At 52.8% G+C, this 21,111-nt stretch carries 18 protein-coding genes; 3 read left to right on the plus strand and 15 right to left on the minus strand.

The annotated features are described in order from the left end of the window. Positions 1-19: 19 nt before the first annotated feature. From WFK81_RS04365 to WFK81_RS04395, 7 genes are all read right to left on the minus strand, one after another. Positions 20-1,816 (minus strand): sensor histidine kinase, encoded by a 1,797-nt coding sequence (locus WFK81_RS04365; protein WP_336785207.1) that lies wholly within the window; start codon positions 1,814-1,816, stop codon positions 20-22. Positions 1,817-1,819: 3 nt separating this feature from the next. After that, positions 1,820-3,346 (minus strand): response regulator, encoded by a 1,527-nt coding sequence (locus tag WFK81_RS04370; protein ID WP_336785208.1) that lies wholly within the window; start codon positions 3,344-3,346, stop codon positions 1,820-1,822. A 218-nt stretch (positions 3,347-3,564) separates the two neighbouring features. Beyond that, the gene (locus WFK81_RS04375; RefSeq protein WP_336785209.1) at positions 3,565-4,935 is read right to left on the minus strand and encodes an AraC family transcriptional regulator; all 1,371 of its coding nucleotides are present in this window, start codon (positions 4,933-4,935) and stop codon (positions 3,565-3,567) included. Positions 4,936-5,019: 84 nt separating this feature from the next. Next, entirely contained in the window at positions 5,020-5,760 is a 741-nt protein-coding gene (locus WFK81_RS04380; RefSeq protein ID WP_336785210.1) for a GTP cyclohydrolase II, read from the minus strand. A 67-nt stretch (positions 5,761-5,827) separates the two neighbouring features. After that, positions 5,828-6,748, minus strand: a complete 921-nt coding sequence (locus WFK81_RS04385; RefSeq protein ID WP_336785211.1) for a hypothetical protein — start codon at positions 6,746-6,748, stop codon at positions 5,828-5,830. Between the two features lie 182 nt (positions 6,749-6,930). Next, positions 6,931-7,131 (minus strand): copper ion binding protein, encoded by a 201-nt coding sequence (locus WFK81_RS04390; RefSeq protein WP_132310782.1) that lies wholly within the window; start codon positions 7,129-7,131, stop codon positions 6,931-6,933. Between the two features lie 20 nt (positions 7,132-7,151). Next, complete coding sequence (locus WFK81_RS04395) at positions 7,152-7,490, minus strand: metal-sensitive transcriptional regulator (RefSeq protein ID WP_336785212.1); 339 nt, start codon at positions 7,488-7,490, stop codon at positions 7,152-7,154. Positions 7,491-7,661: 171 nt separating this feature from the next. On the opposite strand from WFK81_RS04395, the gene WFK81_RS04400 reads away from it, so the two are divergent. Further along, the gene (locus WFK81_RS04400) at positions 7,662-8,393 is read left to right on the plus strand and encodes a glycerophosphodiester phosphodiesterase (RefSeq protein ID WP_336785213.1); all 732 of its coding nucleotides are present in this window, start codon (positions 7,662-7,664) and stop codon (positions 8,391-8,393) included. A 4-nt stretch (positions 8,394-8,397) separates the two neighbouring features. Here WFK81_RS04400 and WFK81_RS04405 read toward each other — a convergent pair whose 3' ends face one another. The 8 genes from WFK81_RS04405 to WFK81_RS04440 all read right to left on the minus strand — a co-directional run bounded on the left by WFK81_RS04405 (position 8,398) and on the right by WFK81_RS04440 (position 19,329). Next, entirely contained in the window at positions 8,398-9,264 is an 867-nt protein-coding gene (locus WFK81_RS04405; protein WP_336785214.1) for a YitT family protein, read from the minus strand. Between the two features lie 130 nt (positions 9,265-9,394). Then, on the minus strand, positions 9,395-10,363 hold the full coding sequence (locus WFK81_RS04410; protein WP_336785485.1) for an ABC transporter substrate-binding protein: 969 nt from the start codon (positions 10,361-10,363) through the stop codon (positions 9,395-9,397). Positions 10,364-10,527: 164 nt separating this feature from the next. After that, positions 10,528-11,520, minus strand: coding sequence for an ABC transporter permease (locus tag WFK81_RS04415; RefSeq protein ID WP_336785486.1), 993 nt, complete (start codon positions 11,518-11,520; stop codon positions 10,528-10,530). Between the two features lie 808 nt (positions 11,521-12,328). Beyond that, positions 12,329-13,834, minus strand: a complete 1,506-nt coding sequence (locus WFK81_RS04420) for a sugar ABC transporter ATP-binding protein (protein ID WP_336785215.1) — start codon at positions 13,832-13,834, stop codon at positions 12,329-12,331. Between the two features lie 119 nt (positions 13,835-13,953). Continuing rightward, positions 13,954-14,952 (minus strand): substrate-binding domain-containing protein, encoded by a 999-nt coding sequence (locus WFK81_RS04425; protein WP_336785216.1) that lies wholly within the window; start codon positions 14,950-14,952, stop codon positions 13,954-13,956. After that, on the minus strand, positions 14,949-16,736 hold the full coding sequence (locus WFK81_RS04430; RefSeq protein WP_336785217.1) for a cache domain-containing sensor histidine kinase: 1,788 nt from the start codon (positions 16,734-16,736) through the stop codon (positions 14,949-14,951). Before WFK81_RS04430 ends, WFK81_RS04425 begins: the two co-directional genes overlap by 4 nt. A 9-nt stretch (positions 16,737-16,745) precedes the next feature. Then, positions 16,746-18,362 (minus strand): response regulator, encoded by a 1,617-nt coding sequence (locus WFK81_RS04435; RefSeq protein ID WP_336785218.1) that lies wholly within the window; start codon positions 18,360-18,362, stop codon positions 16,746-16,748. 145 nt (positions 18,363-18,507) lie between these two features. After that, a complete protein-coding gene (locus tag WFK81_RS04440) occupies positions 18,508-19,329 on the minus strand; it encodes a PaaX family transcriptional regulator C-terminal domain-containing protein (protein ID WP_336785219.1) in 822 nt (273 codons plus the stop codon). 133 nt (positions 19,330-19,462) lie between these two features. Between WFK81_RS04440 and WFK81_RS04445 the strand changes: the two genes are divergently transcribed. Both WFK81_RS04445 and WFK81_RS04450 read left to right on the plus strand, forming a co-directional pair. Continuing rightward, positions 19,463-20,182, plus strand: coding sequence for a metal-dependent hydrolase (locus WFK81_RS04445; RefSeq protein ID WP_336785220.1), 720 nt, complete (start codon positions 19,463-19,465; stop codon positions 20,180-20,182). Next, the gene (locus WFK81_RS04450) at positions 20,179-21,105 is read left to right on the plus strand and encodes an AEC family transporter (protein WP_336785221.1); all 927 of its coding nucleotides are present in this window, start codon (positions 20,179-20,181) and stop codon (positions 21,103-21,105) included. The genes WFK81_RS04445 and WFK81_RS04450 overlap by 4 nt, the downstream gene beginning before the upstream one ends. Positions 21,106-21,111: the final 6 nt, after the last annotated feature.

Consider the following 21,111-nt stretch of genomic DNA (forward strand, 5'->3'; position numbering starts at 1 on the left):
GCTGCTCCTCCCTTCTATTTTAAGAAGCCGCACCCGGCCTCGTCTGGTTATGCTCAAGCTGCTGGAGCGGAATTTGATAGCTCACGGTCAACCCGCCCTCGGGGCCGTTCATCATCCGGAACTGTACGCTTTCATGGTAAAAAAGCTCCAGCCTGCGGTACACGTTGCGCAGACCGACATGCCCCTCCATCGCCTGCTCCGAACGAACCGCCTGTTGAATCCGGTCCAGTGCCTCCTGCTCCATGCCGATTCCGTTATCGGTTACGGAAACCGTTAACCCCCGTTCGGACATGCGTGCCTCGATTCTGACGACTCCTCCGCCTTTAATCGCCTGCAGCCCATGCTTGCAGGCATTCTCCGCCAGCGGCTGAATACTCATGATCGGTACCCGGACGTCATTGGCAAGCGGATCGATATCAACGATGTAATCAAACCGGTCGCCGAAACGGAATTTCTCAATCTGCAGGTACATCAGGGTGAACTGCAGCTCCTCCTTCAGCGGTACCAGATCGTCTGCCCGCCGGAGCAGCCTCCGGAGAAGAAGCGACAGGCTTTTTATAATTTCGGTCACATCCTTGTAACCGTTTTTCGTCGCCACAACAAGAAGAGCATTTAGGGTATTGAACAGGAAATGCGGATTCATCTGGCTCTGAAGCATATTCATCTCCATCCGCACCCGCTCGACCTCCAGGCTCTTCTGATGAATCTCGAGTTTGTAGACGTCGTTAATCAGCGTATTGATCTTCCTGGTCATCATATTGTAGGTGTTAATAAGTCCGCCAATCTCGTCTTTTCCTTCCGGGAGAGTAACCTGATCAAACCGCTCGTTGCGCACGCGGTCCATATGGCGGGCTAACTTCTTGATCCGATAATGGTAAGAACGGAGCATAACGAATATTAACAGCGAAGGGATAAGCGTGCTTATCACCGCAAGCCAAAGGATGGAGCGTCGCGCCTCATCCAGTAGAATTGTAATCCGTTCATTGTTAGCCCTGCCTATCAATTTCCATCCTTGCACGTAACTGACCGTGCCGAGGTTCGATACAAAAACGTTCCCCGTTTCCCAATCCGACATATCGGCATCATAAACCGGCTTGCTGCGGCCACCCGTTTCCGCCACAACCTGATTCTGCTCGTTTACCAGCTCGAGCTGCAGACTGTCGCTTTCCCTGCTCAAAATATCGTAGATTTTGTCCACGTTCAAGTCGATCCGAAGGAACTTCCGGTATTGAGGTTTTACAATGCTGAAGCCCTGGTCCATATCGCTGATAACGCTCATTTTTTTGGTTGGGCCCGTTGTTCCGGATGCTTCCGTATAAGCAACAACTCGAAAAGCATGGCCGGGCTGCTTTAATATCGGCTCCAGCCAAGGACTCTTCTCTACGGCTGCGTTAATGACAAAATAATTGCTTCCGGTCTGGATGGAACGGTTATACGTATAAATGCGGATTTCAAGAATGTTCGGATAAACCGGCATATAGCGTTTCAATTTATTGCGAAGCACGCTGTCATAGCTTTCATAAGAGGAGACAGGGCTGTCATAGGTTTTGTCGAGTACTTCGTTCAGAGAATCGTCGCCTTCAATGGAATGGCTGACCGCAACGCTCTCGTCAATCATGCTGTGCAGCTCCGCTGCGGCCCGGTCCATCGATTTGCGAAGGTTCTCCTGCTCGCGAATCTTGATATTGTCCGAGTTCTGCTGGTAGAAAAAAACGTTGATTCCGATAATGGGGATGAGGATGCATAACACGTAAATCATTAGAAACTTCAGATTTAGGGGAATATCGTTGATTTTATTGGAAAACAGCTTATTCATCACTCAAAGACAATCCCCTTTTTGATTCGATTTGTAAGCGGAAGGCGATACTTTCGTTAGGGACTTGAAGACGGAGCCGAAGTATTCCGTGCTGTGATAGCCAAGCTCGTTTGCGATTGTGGAAACCTTCAAATCGGTGCGAAGCAGCAGCTTCTTCGCTTCCTTAATCCGCAGAAGATGCATATAGTCGTTAAAGCAATAACCGGTCACCCGCTTGAACTGCTGGCCCAGATAGACGGGATTCAGACGGAACAGCTCCGAGAGTTCCTTCAGCTGCAGCTTCTCCCGGTAGTGGGCGGTTACATACGCAACGGCCTCTTGAAGCCGCCCTTCCGGCCTCTTGCCGTTCAGCTCCTCGATCTGCCCGGCTGCCTGCAGGCACGCTGCCGACAACTGTTCCCTTACATTCACGTGCAGACCGTTTTGGGGCAAAATCCATTCCGGCGGATTGACCGGATCCCCGCCGGCTTTATGATAAGCGCGAAGCAGCCCGCCTTGCAGATAAGAGAGACAGGCCGTCAAGCTGCTTGCCGGTTTATGGGTTCCTTCAATAAACTCAACGAGTGCGCCGGCAGCCTGTTCTATCGCGGTAACATTGTTACGCTCTACCGCCGCCAATAAAGCCTCCGCCCGGCTCGCCGCATCCTCCCACCGCCAATGCGTCTGCTCATGCTTGTGTTCATGCCAAAAGACCCCCGCCCGTCCCTTGCACAAGCCCATGCACCGAAGTTCCTGGAGCTGCGTATACAGCTGCCTTAGCTGCCGCCAGCCCTGCGTTTCCCCGCTAACATAGATCGCGCAAGAAGGCCACTGGCCGGAAAGTCTCTCTACAATCCGCTTAACGCCCGAATCGAGTCCCTCTTCCAGGGCATCCTGCTGCCGGGACCACACCAGCAGTCCGATTGAACCCGATGGCTCCTCCATACAACCGCAGCCAGCCGGTAGTCCTGTCAATACAGCTTCCACTTCTTCAATAGCCGGCCCAGGCTTCCCGCCCGCTCCGTCCAGAACAATCAGTCTTCCCGGCGCCTCCGGCACGCAGCCCAGATGAGACAGCAAGGCTGTCCGCGCCTCCTCGTTCTCCTCCTGCAGCGCTCTGGCAAATACGACGGATAACGATTCGCTCGCCGATGCCAACATGCTGTTACGTTGATCCAGGTCTAACCGAAGCGAATCCAGCAGCTCGTGTATCTCTTCTTCGATAAGCGGCTTTAACAAGTACTGCTCAATCTGATGGCGGATCGCAAACTGCGCGGCATCAAACCGCGAATACCCGCTCACGATCACCGTTTTTATATCCTTCAGCCCTTGACTTTGCTTCATTTGCCGGATGAGCTCAAGTCCATCCATAACGGGCATCTGCAGATCGGTAAATACAAGATCCGGCACTACCCGTTCCATAACCTCGAGCGCTTCCCTGCCGTCCGAAACCGCCCAGCAAAGCCGGAACCCATGCGCTTCCCAATCCACCATGGTCCTCCAGCCCTCCAGCATAAACGGTTCATCATCTACAACAAGTACGTTGTACATGCGAGCACCACCTTTCAGACGTTTGTCTTCGTCGTCAATACCTAAACTCAGTGTCACATAGGCTTAAATCATCAGCAATGTTAAAAAGTTAAGATTTATTGGATTATTTTAAGATAAAATGTAAGCGTTTACGAATGGTTATTTAAAAAAATACATCAACCCCCGGTTACCCGGGGACTGCCGTGGCCGTTTCATACCTACAACTCATACCGCTCATTTTACTGCTCGGACAGACGGTATTTGGCGGGACTTACCCCCACGGTCATTTTGAATAACCGGCTGAAGTAGGCGTGATCGGTATACCCGACCTGCTCCCCCACCTGATAAATTTTCAGATTTGTCTCCCTCATAAGCCGAATGGCCTGGCGAATCCTAATGCTTGTCAAGTGATGCGTAAACGTATCGCCTGTTTGCGAGCTGAACTGATTGCTTAAATAATTGGGCGTAACGCCAAGCCGCTTCGCCAGCGTACCAAGAGTCAGCCCCTTATCGCCGTACTCCGTCTCCATAATTTGCATCGCCGAGCGGATAATGCGGCTCACGAATTCATAACGGAGCAGCTTCTCATCCGTTTCCTCCGCATGCCCCAGCTGACGGAGACTATTCAGGTACAGGGAACGAAGCTCCGACACCGCCGCGGTAATCCCGCCAAACCCCAGCTTGATCGGGATGCCCAGCCGCTCTTCAAGCTCTCTTTTTTTCTTCAGCACAATCTCTTCCATATTAGGAACCGCATGCTTCGAGGTCAAGACGGCAGCATTCATAAAGGGAGGATCATCGATAACAACAACCGTCCCAAGCTCCTTCATATTCTCTGTCAGCTGTTCCTTCATCCAGAAACGGTCCGTCGACTGCCAGAACGGCTTGTCCTCCATCTGAAACGTAAAGACTCCGGCCCAGCGGAAGGAAGGCAGCGTTGCCTCATCCCTCTGGACATCGCGCATGTACGGCTCGGAGAACAAGGTCTGAACCTTCTTCTCCAGGGAGCTCTGCTCGCGATAGCGCAATAAGGGAACCGATGACTCGCCCTGCGGCTTACCGGCATTTCCCGTATGGGGCTGCGTCAGGCTTCTGGCCTCCATTGTTAGAATCAGCAATATCTGCATGACCTTCACCCGGATACCCAGCCGCCTAACGAGATCATTTTCCGGTTCCGCCGAGCAGAGCTCCATTAGTTCTTCAATATGAGGCATCAACTGCTGCACGGTCGGCGATTCCGCCCGGAACAGATGCTGCTCAATTCGGCCCAGCAAGCCAAACAAATCCGGGTCGTCCACATCCAGATGCATCGAAAAATAGGTCATCGGTTCATCGGACGCGTTGCGGCTCTGATGAACCTCATCCGGCCGGATGAGCAGCAAATCCCCGGCCTGTTGGATATATTCCTCGCCGGCCAACACGGTTAACTGGGTCCCCTGGAGCACAATATTCAGCTCCAGCAGCGGATGCTGATGCTCCTTGTAAGACCAGCCTTTTCCGACGGTGCGCCAATGCGTGCCCAACAGCTGAAAGGCAAGCCGAAAGCTTTCAAGTATGATTTCATGAATGACTTCCGGCACTTCACCGTCCCGATTCGTCTGCCAAGTCACGCGACCTCACCGCTTCCTGCGCTTTTTCTTGAATTATATCACAGGAATTATAGAGATGGGACGTAGTCATTATATGGCATGCCGCTACTGCTCCGGACAACCGCTGACGAGATGGCCCGAACGGTTGATCTTCGTCTGCAAATATTTCTCGTTATACTCCGACACATCTCCCCAGAGAGGAATCCGGTCGGCGACATCAAGCCCGGCATTGCGCAGCGCATCCAGCTTGCGCGGGTTGTTCGTAATCAAGGTAACCGGCTTGTCTTTCGGCCGTATGGAGCGCAGTACCCGGATGGCGTCGCCGTAATTGCGGGCATCATCCACAAAACCGAGGTTAAGGTTCGCCTCAACCGTGTCGTAGCCCTGCTCCTGAAGCAAATAAGCCATCGCTTTGCTGAACAGCCCGATGCCGCGCCCTTCATGATTCGCGAGGTAAAAAAGCGCTCCCGTCCCATGCGCCACAATCATCTTCATCGACTGATGCAGCTGGTAGCCGCAGTCGCAACGCTTGCTGCCGAATATATCGCCCGTATGGCAGATGCTGTGCATCCGGATAAACGCCTCGTCCGCATGCTCGAAATCGCCGTAGACAAGCACGCTGGACTGCTGCATCTCCGCGAGATTGGCGCCGGACAGCTTATGTATAATATCCTCGAGCTTGTCTGTCTCTTCCTTGCAGAGCAGCCAGCAATACCAATGAAAAATTGCCGTTTGGTCATCCAGATTAACCGGCAGCTTGATCGGCCCAACCAAATAAATCTCCCCGTCCTCGCTGTCGATATGCCGGATTTTTCCTTCGAGAATCGAAATAACCTTCTCATTCATGGTTCTTTAGACCATCCCTTCGCTTCCATTATTGACCTAGGTTGCGCAAGGACAGCGGCAGCTATGCTTATTCGCCGACTTTAATCGTGAATGAAGCGGTAAAAATATCGCCGTGGCGCTGGAATTGGCCCCATAGTTTATAAATGCCCGGAGCAGGAAACGCCGTCTCGAATAAAGCTTCCGGTCCGGCCGTCTGCCCTTCCTTCGGATGGACATGCAAATAATGCCGGAGATCCGAGCTGATGATGACGACATGTCCCGCCGCGCCGAGGTAAGGCTCCATATCCTGCGCCGGTTTGCCTGTTGCCGCATCCTTGAAGGAGAAGGCGAGGGATGTCTCTTTACCCGCTTGCAGCTCTCCGGTTTGCAGCGATACAACGGTATTTTCTGCCGTCTGAACAAGCTTCTTGTCCGGCGCAAGAGACTCGGCTGCGGCTGCTTCGCCGCCAACCGTCACCTCCGATTGAGCAACCTGATGGCTTTTCCCAACCGGGACAAAATCCGCAAAGAGCTTATATGCTCCGCCTTTCGGAAAAACGGTATCGACCGTAAAATGTCCTTGCCCTTCATCAACCGGATGAAGATGCTGAAATTCGCTCAGATCGCTGCTAACCGCTATCAGATGAATCTCCCTCTCATGGTTCAGGGCAAAGCTTTGAACCGGACGGCCGTTCGCATCCGTGAAGTTTAGTTGAATGGTTGTATTGTTGCCTGCCGCAGGCTGCTTCGGCATGAAGCTCCACTGTACGGTGGTACTCTGCTTATGCCCTTCTTCCTGAGCATGGTGATGCTCATGACCGGTGCCGTCCGTTAGCCGAGTGCCGGCTTGGCTGAAGGCTGCCCCTGATGCGGAAGCCGTTGCTGCGGCGGCAGAACCGGAAGCCGCCCAACCCGTTTGGCTGGATGTATAGGCAGCCGATAAAAGAACGGCCATAAGTCCGATATGCAGAGTGCGGTTTCGATTTTTTCGATGACGTCTATGCTTCATATGCTGCATTCGCTCCTTCCATTTATCCCTAACAATATACCCATAGCCGGTATTGGCTAATCACCTATGGAAGCAGCAATAAGCCCCCAATCCCGCGTGGATAAGGGGCTTGAGGGCTACTATAACCTAACAAAAGGCGCTGCCTGACTCCGTCGGAGCTGGCAGCGCCTCTCTATAGTGGATTAAACGACATCGTAGCCTTGATCTTCAATCGCTTCCTTAATCGCGTCGAGCGATACCTTTTTCTCATCGTACTGAACGGTTACTTTGCCTGCAGCCAGATCCACAGTACCGCTTGCTCCTGCTCCGGTAACGGCCTTCTCGACCGCGCTTACGCAATGTCCGCACGACATGCCTTCAACCTTTAACGTTACATTTGCCATAACACAAATCCCTCCCGATCTTATTTCATCAATTTATTTACGGTAACGAGCAGCTCGTCAATAACTTCGCTTTCTCCCGCCTGAATGCGCTCGATCACGCAGCTTTTCAGATGACCTTCCAGCAAAAGCTTCCCGACACTGTTTAGCGCAGACTGCACCGCGGCGATCTGATTCAGCACATCATCGCAATACGTATCCTTCTCGATCATCGCCTTAACGCCGCGGATTTGACCTTCAATCCGGTTCAAGCGCGATACGAGGTTGGATTTCATTTTATCGGAATGATGGCTCTTCCGCTCTGAGCCTTGTTGCTCCGACTCGTTAGAATGGCAATGCTCGGTTTTCTCTTGTTCAATCATCTTCAAATACCTCCAGGGGGTATGGCATAGTCTTATCATATCATACCCCCTAGGGGTATGCAATCCGCAATTTGCGCATAATCCTAATAAAGATTAATATGCCGCAAACAAATCAGAAGTAAAGTAAAATCAATTCAATTTTATGATGGAGATGGGAGTGGGAGAACGGTTATGACTACGCTTGTGAATTATGCGCACCGGGGAGCTTCCGGCAATTATCCGGAGAATACGATGATCGCATTCGAGAAGGCGATTGAGCTTGGCGCAACAGGGATTGAAACCGATGTGCAGATGACCAAGGACGGCAAGCTGGTGCTCATCCACGATGAGATGCTGAGACGGACCACCGGCGTGAACACCCTTGTCGCGGATATGCCCTCCGATGATCTGCTGAAGCTGGATGCCGGCAGCTGGTTGTCTCCGAATTTCAAGGATGCAAGGATTCCGACATTGGAACAGCTGCTGGACCTTGCCAAGCAGACCGGAACGATCATTAACATCGAACTAAAAAACGGCATCGTACCCTACCCCGGAATGGAGCAAAAGGTAATCGAAACCGTTCGTGCTTACGGAATGCAGGATCAGGTGATTCTCTCCAGCTTTAATCATTATTCGCTTATCGAATGCAAGCGGCTCGCGCCTGAAATTCCAACGGGCATTTTGTACATGGAAGGCTTATACCGTCCGTGGAAATACGCGTTGTCGATTGGAGCTTCCGCCCTGCATGCCTCGCATTTTGCCGTGCTGCCGGACTGGGTTGCGGAAGCCGCCCAGCATGGCATTATCTATAACGTGTTTACAGTCAATGAACCGGCCGAGATGCGTCGGCTGATCCAGGCGGGAGTCGCGGGGATCATTACCGATTACCCGGAACGGCTCACTGCTCTGCTAAACAAGCTTTAATCCGTTAGTGGATGCTTTTCTTCGTAAAGCCGCCGCCTTGTACGTCGGCAACATTTTCAATCGCGATAAACGCTCTTGTATCAATGTCATGCACAATCGCTTTCAGCTTCGCCACTTCCAGACGGCTGACTACGCAATAAACCATTTGCGTTTCTTCTCTGGAGTAACCGCCGCGTGCTTGTATATAAGTCGTGCTACGTCCCAGGCGCGTCATAATCGTCTCGGCGATTTCTTCGTACGCGCTGGAAATAATCGTAACGGATTTGGATTCCTCAATACCTTCAACAACGATGTCCATAACCTTGGTTGCGAGATAGTAGGTGACCATCGAATACATCGCGGAATTCCATTCAAACACAAAACCTGCGAGGATAAAGATAAAAACGTTGACGATCATGATGATCTGACCGACCGGCATGCCGAATTTTTTCGATGCCAGAATCGCTAGAATTTCCGTGCCGTCGAGGGAACCGCCGAACCGGATAACAAGACCAACGCCTGCTCCAAGAATAATCCCGCCGAACAGGACGGCAAGCAGTTTTTCTTCCGTAAAAGCATGCACGTGGTGAAGCAGCTGCGTGGTAATCGACATAACGGCGATCCCGTAGAGAGTGGATATGGCAAACGTTTTGCCGATTTGCTTAAAGCCGATAAACAGGAACGGAATGTTCAGGATGAAGATGAATAAACCAAGAGGTAAGTGGGTTAATTCGGATACCATAATGGAGATACCGGTGATTCCTCCGTCGATTACGTCATTTGGTACGAGGAATAATTCCAGTGATACACCCATTAATACGGAACCAATCGTGATAAAAACGGCCCTTTTAAAAATCTCTAATGCTGATATTTTTTTGTGCTCTTTTGCCATCGTGACCTCCAGCCTTTTCTTTTTAGGGTAACACAATCCTCAGGTCTTTTCAAAAAATGAGGCAAAAAAATAGCAGCCGGCGTCATCTTTTATGACACCCGACTGCTATTTTGTTCCACCATTTTACTGTTTATTCATATAGTACAGCTTTAATTTCGTCGCTGTCGATATTGGACTTATCGTAGTAATAGAAGCCCGTGTCGATAGTGGACTCTACCTTCTCCCCGCGAATCGCTTCAACGGCCGCCTTAACCGTCTCGTAACCAATGCCCACCGGATTCTGCGTAATCGCTCCGGCCATCACTCCGCTCCTGATCGCGTCGATTTGCGCTTTGCCCGAGTCGAAGCCGATTACGGTAATTTGGCCTTCCTTCTTCAGCTCGGTAACGGCGTTGATCACGCCAACGGCAGAGCCTTCGTTCGAGCCAAAGAAGCCTTTAATATTCGGATGAGCCTGAATCATCGCTTTCGCCAGGTCCGTCGATTTCAGATGGTCGCCGCCGCCGTATTGAATGTCGACAATCTTAATATTCGGATATTTTTCTTTGATCCGGTTCACAAAGCCGTCGCGGCGGTCAACGCCGGTAACGGAGGTCTGGTCATGCACAATGACGCCGACCTCGCCTTCTCCGCCGATTAACTCCGCCATTTTGTCGGCGGCGAGAGCAGCGGCGGCTACGTTATTGGTTGAGGCCGTTGTAATCGGAATATCGCTGTCTACGCCGGAATCGAAGGCGATAACCGGAATGCCGGCATCCTTCGCTTTTTGCAGGAGCGGAATAGAGGCCTGGCTGTCGAGAGCCGCAAAACCAATCGCGCTAGGCTTTTTGTCGAGAGCTGCCTGCAGCATTTCGATCTGTTTGTCGACCTGCGCTTCGGTCTCCGGTCCTTCGAATGTAATCTCCACGTTGAATTCCGTGGCGGCTTTCTCTGCCCCGGCTTTTACCGCCTGCCAGAATTGATGCTGGAAGCCCTTCGAGATGATTGGGATATAAATCTTTTTATCTCCGCCTGCCTTGGTCCCGCCGTTGTTCGCGCTGGATTTGCTTGGGCTGTCCGAATTATTCGAACCGCAGGCGCTCAGCGTAACCACCGTCATTAAAGCAACTAACAGCAATGCCGTAAACTTTTTCACCGAAATCTCCCCTTTGACTTTCGTTTTGTTTAATACAGGTAATAGATTAAATCATCCTATATAGAATTCTCTGGTTCCGGAGCTCGCGGGACTTGCGAAGGCGCCAGAGTTTCCAGCGTGAACCGGACTTACGCTTTGCGGCGGCGCAGAATATCCGCATAAACGGCAAGCAGAATGACGATGCCGACCACTACGGTCTGCCATTCCTGCGGAACGGACATAATGCGAAGGCCGTTCGTCAGCACGCTCATAATCAGAGCGCCGATAACCGTGCCCACGATCGTACCCTTCCCTCCGCTAAGAGAGGTGCCGCCAATCACAACCGCCGCAATAGCCTCAAGCTCATAACCGGCGCCAAGCGCAGGCTGGGCGGAGTTGAGCCGGGAAGCAATCAGAATGCCCGCCAGACCGGTGAAGACACCGGTGAGGGTGTAAATGACGATTTTCCAATAGTTCACGTTAACGCCGGACAGCCTGGTTGCTTCCTCATTGCTGCCTAGGGCAAAGTTATAACGGCCGACGATCGTCTTGGACAACAGAACGCTTCCGATAATCGCGGCGATGAAGAAGATGACAACCGCATTCGGGATGGCAAAGCCCGGGATGATCTTGTCGAAGAACGAGCCCTGCGACACCTCGCTGAACACCGGATGATCGTTGAAGTAGATCGGCTTCGTACCGGAAATGACTAGAGCCAGGCCTTTGGCGATCATCATCATGGCAAGGGTGGCGATAAAAGGCGGGATCTTGAGCCTCGCGACCATCACGCCGGACAGCAGTCCGCAAACGGCGCCCGTCAGGATGCCCCCGATAATGCCGATCGGAACCGGCAGCCCCCAGTACGTGATAAACACCCCGGTCATTACCGCGCTTAAGGTCATCACCGTTCCGACCGACAAATCGATGCCCCCCGTTATAATGACAAACGTAGAGCCCAGCGCCAGGACGCCGGTCACCGCGGTCGAGAGCAAAATCCCCACGATATTGGAGAATTGAAAAAAGTTGCTGGAAGAAAAGGTGAATACGAGAATAAGGACGATCAGACTGGCAAAAGCAAGCACCTGCTGCAGAACGCCCGGCTTCAGAATAATTGCCGTCTGCTTGCCGCCAAGCTGCGCCATTTCGGCTTTTGGCTGCATTTTCATGGACGTACCTCCTCATTTGAGGCTAGCGTGACTCACGGGTCACGCGCCTCTGTAACTCGGTTTTTTCCTCTTATTTGCCTCGTTCGAGGCTGCTCTTGGGTGCCCACACCCCTGTAACACGGTTTTTTCCTCTTATTTGCCTCGTTCGAGGCTAGGCTAAGGCCCTTGCGCCCCTGTAACTCGGTTTTTCCCTCTTATTTGCCTCATTCGGAGCTGGACTTGGGTGCTCGCGGCTCTGTAACTCGGTTTTTTTCTCTTATTTGCCTCGTTCGAGGCTGGACTTAGGCGCCTGCGCCTCTGTAACTCGGTTTTTCCCTCTAATTTACCTCGTTCGAGGCTAGGCTTAGGCGCCTGCGCCTCTGTAACTCGGTTTTTCCCTCTTATTTGCCTCGTTCGAGGCTAGGCTAAGGCCCTTGCGCCCCTGTAACTCGGTTTTTCCCTCTTATTTGCCTCATTCGGAGCTGGACTTGGGTGCTCGCGGCTCTGTAACTCGGTTTTTTCCTCTTATTTGCCTCATTCGGAGCTGGACTTGGGTGCTCGCGGCTCTGTAACCCGGTTTTTTCCTCTTATTTGCCTCGTTCGGAGCTGGACTTAGGCGCCCTGCGCCTCTGTAACTCGGTTTTTTCCTGCTATTTGACTCATCCGAGGTGGCCCCTTGCTGCGAGCGCCCCTGTAACTCGGTTTTTTCCTGCTATTTGACTCATCCGAGGTTACCCCTTGCTGCAAGCGCCCCTGTAACTCGGTTTTTGCCTGCTACCGGACAATGTCGTAAACCTGCCGCCGGTCAAGCTCTTAGAGTCGCATATCGCATAATCTGCTCCTGCGTGGCTTCCTCGCGGTCCAGCTCGCCCGTGATGCGCCCTTCGCACATAACGATGATGCGGTGGCTCATCCGCAGGATCTCGGGAAGCTCCGAGGAGATCATAATGATCGATTTGCCCTTGGCGGCGAGATCGTTCAGCAGCTTGTAGATTTCGCTTTTTGCTCCTACATCGATTCCGCGGGTCGGCTCGTCAAAGATCAGAATGTCGCAGCCCTGGGTCAGCCATTTGCCGATAACCACCTTCTGCTGATTGCCCCCGGAGAGGAATTTGACGTCCTGGTCGATATGAGGCGTTTTCACCTTCAGCATCTCGACAATCCGATTAGCTGCCTCCGTAATCTTGCCCCGGTTCACCCAACCTACCCCATTCACGTATTGCCGGAGCGAGGCGACGGCCACGTTTGTCTTCACGTCCATCTCCACGATGCAGCCGAACCGCTTGCGATCTTCGGACAGATAGCCGATTCCCGCCTGTACCGCGTCATAGGGCTGCTTCATCACAACCTTGCGGCCATGTACCGTTATCTCGCCCGAATCGATCGGATCGGCGCCAAAAATCGCTCTCGCCACCTCGGTTCGACCCGCTCCAATGAGCCCCGCGAAGCCGATGATTTCTCCTTTGCGGAGCTTGAAGCTGATATTGTCCAGCGCTCCCTTGCGGCTTAGCCCCTTCACCTCAAGAACCGTCTCGCTGTTCTCCGCTATCCGGTTCTGCTTCTTGCTGTCATAGATCTCGCGGCCGACCATCATCGCAATAATCTGCTCGTTCGTAACGGAAGCCGTCGGCACCGTGTCGATATATCGACCGTCCCGCATGACGGTAATCCGGTCGGTAATCCTCTTCAGTTCATCCATCCGGTGCGAGATATAGACGATGCCAACTCCGCTTGCTCTAAGCTGGTTTATAATAACGAACAGATCATCGATCTCCGTATCGCTAAGCGCCGCGGTTGGTTCGTCCATGATGAGTACCTTGGCGTCGTAAGACAAAGCTTTGGCGATCTCCACCATCTGCTGCTTCGCTACGGTAAGATCGGCGACCGGTTCATCCGGATCCAGCTCCATGTTCAGCCGCTCGAACAACCGCTCCACCTTCCGCTTCAGCTCCCGCTCGTTCAGAAACAGCCGAAGTCCCCGCCGGGGCTCGCGTCCGATATAGATGTTCTGCGCTACCGTCAGATCCGGAGCCAGGTTGAGCTCCTGATGGATGACCGAAATACCCAGGTTCTGCGCGACTTTTGCACTCGGTATCTCGATTTCCGTTCCTTCGTATACGATGCTTCCCCCATCCTTCTGATAGACGCCGGTCAGCACCTTCATCATGGTAGACTTGCCGGCCCCGTTCTCTCCGACCAGCGCGTGCACCTCGCCTCGCTTTAATTCGAAGCGGCAGTCCTGCAAGGCTTGAACGCCCGGAAAATACTTGTTGATCCCTTCCATGCGAACGAGTATGTCCTTCTCCTTCATGCCTCAATCACTCCATCCCGCTGTAACTAAGCTCATTCTAAAGCGCTTTCGCTTTTGCCAGAATGGAATAATGTATTTGAATAGTTGAAAAAAATCTGGTTTATAAAAAAGAAAAAAAGCTACTTTCCCACAAAGGGGAAAAGCAGCTTCTGATTTTGTTCCGTGTACATATTGTCTTTGTTAATAATGACCGATTCCGTATCAATCCGCTTAGGAACCTTCTTGCCCCGCACCGCTTCGATAGCCGTCTTCACGCTAAGGTAGCCCATATTGTAAGGCTTCTGAACAATCGTTGCCTGCAGCACGCCGCCTTCAATCAGCTTTACTTCATCCACCGAGCTGTCGAAGCCAACAAGCTTTACTTTGCCGCTGAGCCCAAGCTCCTCGATGGCCCGCCCGGCGCCAACGGTTGACGGCTCGTTCAGCCCAACTATTCCTTTAATGCCAGGATCATCAGAGAGAAGCTTCTTGGTCAGTTCGTAAGCCTTCTCGAGCCGGCCCTCACTGTAGAACGTATTCGCCACCTTAACCTGTGAATGATCTTCCAGCCACTGGCGCACGCCCTTCTCCCGCTCGAGCTGCGAAGAAGTTCCGTAAACGTAACTCATAATCGCGATTTTCGAGGAACCGGACTCCGGCAGCAGCTTGGCTATCTCCTCTCCGGCCTTCTCCCCGGCGGCGATATTATCCGTTGCGATAAAGCTGAGCGCCTCATCGCTGTTTATGCTGGAGTCGACCGTAATGAGCTTGATGCCCGCCTTCACGATCTGCCGGGCGATAGGAACCAGCCTGTTATAATCGGTAGCGGCCATCACGATCGCATCCGGCTTCTCGCCGATGGCCTGCTCCAGCTGCTCCATCTGAACAGCAATCTCCGTCTCGGACGGAGGTCCAATAACCGTGACATCGGCGCCAAATTCATTGGCCGCGTCCTCAACTCCGGTGATGAGCACCTTCCAGAAGTCAATCGCCGAGCTTTTTGCTTTTACCGTAACGATGATGTTGACGGGCTTCTCCGCGCGTTGGCTTGCCGCCCATTTATAGATGCCAACGACCGCCGCCAAGATAAGAATCGCGGCAATCGCGACGGATGCCGATCTGCGTCTGTACTCGCTCATGCGCCAACACCTCCGGCCAATTCGCCTTCAATGGCAGCAATTCGCACCGTTACGGTTGTTCCCTCATCCGGTACGCTTTTGTATGCCAGGCCATAATCCTTCCCGAAATAAAGCTGGATCCGCTCGTGGACGTTCACCACGCCAACGCCTTTGCTTTCCCGGTCGCTTCTCCTCGGTTCCAGAATGGTTCGGAGCGCCTCTGCCTCCATCCCAACGCCGTTATCGCTTACTTCCAGCCAAATATAACCGTCCCGCTTGCCGCCGGTAACCTGAATCGTTCCCGTCCCGATTCTGTTCTTGATGCCATGGTAGATCGCGTTCTCGAGCAGCGGCTGGAGCAGCACTTTCAGCGTTCGGTACGCGTAGATATCCGGATCCACATCGATGTGGAAATCCAGCTTGTCCCTATACCGGATTTTCTGAATCGTTAGGTAGTTGGCGACATGCTCAATCTCCGTCCGGATCGAGACCAGCTCCTGTCCCCTGCTGATGGAGGAACGGAACAGCCGGGCCAGCGCGGAGGTCATCAGAACAACCTCGTCCGTCTTTTTCCCCTCAGCCATCCAGATGATCGAATCCAGCGTATTGTACAGAAAATGCGGATTAATCTGCGCCTGCAGCGCCGTCAGCTCGCTCTTCCGCTTAATTTCCTGCTCCCGGACGACCTGACTCATCAGTTCCTCGATCTTGACGACCATCAGGTTAAACGTGCGGGCAAGAGAAGCAATTTCCCTTGAATTGCCGATAGGCACCCGAATATTAAAAATCCCCTTCTCCACCTTCTTCATATGCTCCTGCAGCTGCTTGATCGGACGGGACAGATTACGCGAAATAAAGACGGCAAGCAGCAGGCCTACAATCAGGCAAAAGATCCCCGCGGTCACCATCGACAGCTGCATTTCGCGCTTGTTGCCGATCAATTCGTTGACGTAGGACACGCCAACGATTTTCCAGCCGAAGCCGGTATCCTGAATCGTATAGATACGGCTGGTCTTCCCTTCGTCGGTCGTAAAGCTGCCGCTGCCCTTTGCCAGCACCTCGTCGATTTTCTCCGATTTCAAGTTGCTGTAGATCAGCTGCTGCTGCGGATGGTATACGATATTGCCGTCTTCATCCACGATAAAAATGTACCCCCGCTTGCTTAAGTCAATATTGTTCAAAGTGTCGTTGATCACGCTGAAGTTCAAGTCGACAAGCAGCACGCCGCGCGGCTCCGTCTGATCCTTGCTCCACAGCTCCCGGCTGAGCGATACGACCCAGTCGTATTCATCCTTGAACATATGCTGAACATGGGAGGAAGACACGACGATCCGGCCCGATGCTTCCTGCGCGCTTTTGTACCAAGGCTGTTCCGCCAGCCTGATGCTTGGATTCAGCTCGACATGCTCGCGGTCCGAGACAAACCGGCCGTTGTAGCCAATCACGTTAATCGAAGCAATATCTTTGCGCGAAGAGATAATGGAGTGAAAATACGCCGAGATCCGCTGCTCGCGCGCCAGCTCCTCCGAGCTTGTCCCGCCATTACCCGCTTCGCTTACAAGCTCGCGGACATCCTCGTTGCTGAGCGCGAGCATCGATATATTTTCCATGCTGGTAATGTAGGTCTGGATGTTGGCATTCACCTGGCGGATCAGCTCCGCCGTATAGTCCTGGGCCGTCTCGCGGACGGACGAGGCCGATAGCTGGTAAGAGATGACGCCAAGCAGGATGGCCGTAAGAAGAATGAGACAAGCGGAGGCGGCGGCGATATTCGTCTGAATGCTTTTGAATTTAAATAATTCCATAAGCGCGCCTCATGCCTGTTCCGCCGCCGTCCGATGACGGTAATCCGTTGGGGACTCCCCCGTGTGCTTCTTGAACAAAACGCTGAAATACTGCGCATCGCTGTAGCCGGTTCTAGCGGCAATCTCGTACGTTCGGAGACCGGTAAATTTCAGCAGCTCCTTCGCTTTGTCCATCCGGACGGCAGTCAGATACTCGATAAAGGTTCTGCCGGTATGGGCTTTAAAGGCTGCGCTGAAATAGCTGACGCTCATATGAACCCGCTTGCAGACGGCTTTCACCGATAGATTCTCATCCTCGTAATTGGATTCCAGATAGGCAATCGCTTCTGCAATCTGCGACCGGCACTGGTCGTGGCGTGTCGCCGTTACGCTATAAACGGCTTGCCGGCAGGCGGTCTTCAGCCATTCCCCGATCTCTTCCATTGTCCTGAACCGGTAGATTTCGGTCATCGGGTTAATGCCTTCCCCGAACACCTCGGACTCCTTGCAGCCAATATCGCCAAGCGCCTGCATGACGGCAAGGATGGTCTTTTGGATACGCAGATAACAATGATCAATACTGGTCAACTCCGCTTTGTTATGCCGGATCAGCGCCTCAATAGCGCGTTCTACTTCATCCGCCGTACCGGTCTTGATCCCCGCTATTAATTCGCGGTCGAACTCGGCCGGATGCCCGGCCGGCGAGCATCGACGTTTCTCCATGTCCAGAATGCTGATGACGCTGTTGTCGCCAAGCACAAGCCGATAGTCCAGCGCTGACGCCGCTGCTTTGCAAGTTTCTCTGATCCGGGTATAGCCAAGGACGGTCATCCCGATTCCGACCGAAACAGTCAGCTTCAGGAATTGCACCGCCGATTGCCGGATACGCTCGGCCAGCTCCTGCGCCTTCTCTTGCAGCAGCTCCTCGCGCTCCCCGCCAAGGATAGCCATCACCCGTTCCTCTCTGCTGCGGAACACAACGGCCCCCGGCTCCGCGCTAATAATCTCCTGCGCGATATTGTATACGGCAAACCGAAGCAGCTCCCGGTCCGTATCCGCACCGCCCTGCTCTTCAAGCCGGTCCGTGTCGATCGCCAGCCCCAGATAGCAGGGTCCCGAGAGTTGAATCCGGAAATAGTGCAGGCGCGACGCAATCTCCTTCTCGCTTAAGGCCATCGTCGACATCCGCTCGAGGAAACGTTCCTTGAGGAGCGGCATGCTCTCATGCAGCTGGCTTTGCAGCCGGGCCAAATCCTCCCGCTCCTTCTTCTCCTCGTCCAGCTCCAGCCGAAGCTTATGCAGCATCGCCGAGAACTCGGCTGCGGTTACCGGTTTCAGGATAAAATCCTTCACCTTCAGCTTCAGCGCCTGCTGCGCGTATTCGAAATCATCGTATCCGGTCAGGATCACGACCTTTGTCCCCGGATATCGTTCCATGACTTGGCGGGACAAGGCCAGTCCGTCCATAAACGGCATATTAATATCCGTCAGCACGATATGCGGCCGCAGCCGTTCGATCTCCTCCAGCGCCTGCACGCCATTCTCGCAATCCGCCACGCACTGAAAGCCAAGCTCCTCCCATGGTATGCGTTCCCTGATGCCTTCCCTTACGACCGCTTCATCGTCAACCAGCAATATCGTATACAAGGTCATTCCCCCACTACCTATCAGGATTGGAATTGTATGCGCTTTTATTATAGTCAGCGAAATAGAATTCCGGCAATGAGGAAAAAGAACAGCGCAAAGAGCCTCACTGTCAGTGAGGTTCCGCTTGGCTCATCCGGCATCTCCTCTAGCGTCCGAGGAAATGGTCCACAAAGGCGCGGTACGGCGATTGCTCGGGTATCGCTTGCGCGATTTGACGCAGGCTTGCCTGAAACTGCTGCATTTGCCTCTTGCCTGTCCAATCGTCCGGAAGCAGCGCATCCGGGAGCATGGGATCACGCAAGCCAAGCTCCGCAATGATCTCGCCCAGCTCGAGAAAAAGGACAAATAATTGCAGTCCGTCCTCGTCTCTCGTATGTTCAAGCCCCGCCAGAGCAGGTACCAGGTGCTCCTGTAACCACCGGTCTTTATCCCGATACAACGCCTGCAGCTCCTTAAGCGGCCATAGACGGAAGGAGTGCTCGGGCGTAATGTCGTTATGTACAATCCTTGTGCTCGTAACCGTTATATATCCGGCTACTTCGCACTGCCGGCCGAGCCGGATGACCTCGTCCCTGTAATCCCAAGGCGAGACATAGACGCTTTTATAAAGCGAACCAAAACCTAGCTGCAACAGCTCCGATCGGAAGCTATCCCTTCTGCGGCGCTCCGATTCCGGAATCTCGAACATAACCATGCACCATTGCCCGTCCCATTCCTTTTCGTACAAACTGGGCTTAGCGTTAATGATCCGGATGAATTCCTCGCCAAGTGGCGTTGCCTTGTACCGGGAACGCTCCGCCGATTCGGCATAGCCTTCCTTCTTCAGCCTGGAAAGAGCGTTGCGCACAATCTGATGGGAGATTCCCCGTGCTTCATACACCTCGATAAGCCGGCTGACGGCTGCTCCCGGCCCGGCTCCATCTCCGCTGGTCAGGAGATACAGCAACTGTTTTTCGATCGATAACAAAGGCCCCACGACTCCTTTGACAAAAATAAACAAAAAAAGATTGACATTTACTCACTGTCAATAATATAACATAAATATAAACGTTCGTATATAAAATGATTATAAAATTCGTTTTGAAAGCGAGGCTTTACCTATGCGCATTGTTTATCACGGACATTCCTGTATCCAAGTGACCCATGATGCCGTTTCCGTCATCATTGATCCATTTTTGACAGGCAATCCGCTCGCCATCTCCAAAGACCTGGAACAGATTAAAGCGCAGTACATCCTGCTGACCCATGGTCATTCCGATCATATCACCGATGCCATTCCGCTGGCAAAACAAAACCATGCCCCGATTATTGCCGTTGAAGAGCTGGCCGTCCATCTGGGAAGGCATGGCGCTCAGGTCGAGCCGATGCATGTCGGCGGAGCTTGGGACTTTCCGTTTGGGCGCGTCTTTCTAACTCCTGCCCTTCACACGTCATCCGCCCTATCCGAGGATGGCCAGATTGTCTATACCGGATCTCCGGTCGGGATTATTCTCCAGATAGACGGAATTACCCTCTATCATGCGGGAGATACGGGATTATTCGGCGATATGCGTCTTATTGGGGAGCGTTTCGATATCGACATCGCATTCCTGCCGATTGGCGGACGTTTTACGATGGGGCCGGAAGACGCCGCAATTGCCGCGTCTTGGATTAAAGCGCGCCGCGTCATTCCCATTCATTACAATACATTCCCTGGCATTAAGCAGGATGCCTCTCTTTTCGTCCAGATGCTCCTGCAGAAAGGAATTGCCGGTCAGGTACTCGAACCCGGCGAGCAATTGGTCATTCACTCAGGCAAACCAAAGGAGATGCCCTTATGAATATATTGCATACATTCCTCTACATTATCGTTCCGATCCTTATCCCGCTGATCATCGGGGCATGGCTTCATCATAAATTCAAGTTCGAGCTTGGCGGCTTCTCCAAGATGCTCATGTATTACTACATTCCCGCGCTTGCCTTCGTAAAAGTATATGAAGCCGAGCTGACCGCTTCCTTGGTGGGTACCATTTTCCTGTTCCTCGCTGCACAGTTTATCCTAATTGTCCTGCTCGGTCATGGGATAAGCCGGATTCTTCGCCATCCTAAGACCCTGGCAGCCAGCTTCTCCAACAGTATCGCTTTAACGAATAACGGCAATATCGGTATCCCCGTGAATGCCATGGCATTCAAACATGACCCTTTCGCAATGTCAATTCAAATGATGGTCGTCACCTTTGAGCTGTTCGCCACCTTTACCTTTGGTCTGCTTAATGCAAGCAGGGCGGCAAGCGGCCTTAAGACCTCATTGCTGCAGTTTGTCAAAACACCTGTCTTATATGCCATTATTGCAGGTACTGTTCTGCGGCTTGCTCGCATTCCTATGCCGGAGCCGCTGCTGACGCCTTTATCGACCATTGCCGACGGGATGCTCAGCTTTGCCTTGCTTACGATTGGTGCTCAAATGGCATCTACGATGCTTAAGCTTCATACGATTACCGTCCTATGGAGCAGTCTCATCCGGCTTGCGGCAGCTCCCTTTATAGCCTGGCTGCTTCTTGAGTTCATGCATGTACAAGGCGTTACGGCGCAAGCGCTCTTTATCGCAAGCGCAATTCCGACTAGCCGCAACAGTGCCGCACTTGCCCTTGAGTACAACAATGAGCCTGGCTTTGCCGCCCAGGCCGTGCTGTTCTCCACCCTGCTCAGCAGCGTGACGCTAACGATCATCATCCAGCTGTCGGGTACGCTATTCCCGGCATAACATGCT

The organism is Paenibacillus sp. MMO-177 (assembly GCF_037147795.1).
Classification (GTDB): Bacteria; Bacillota; Bacilli; order Paenibacillales; family Paenibacillaceae; genus Pristimantibacillus.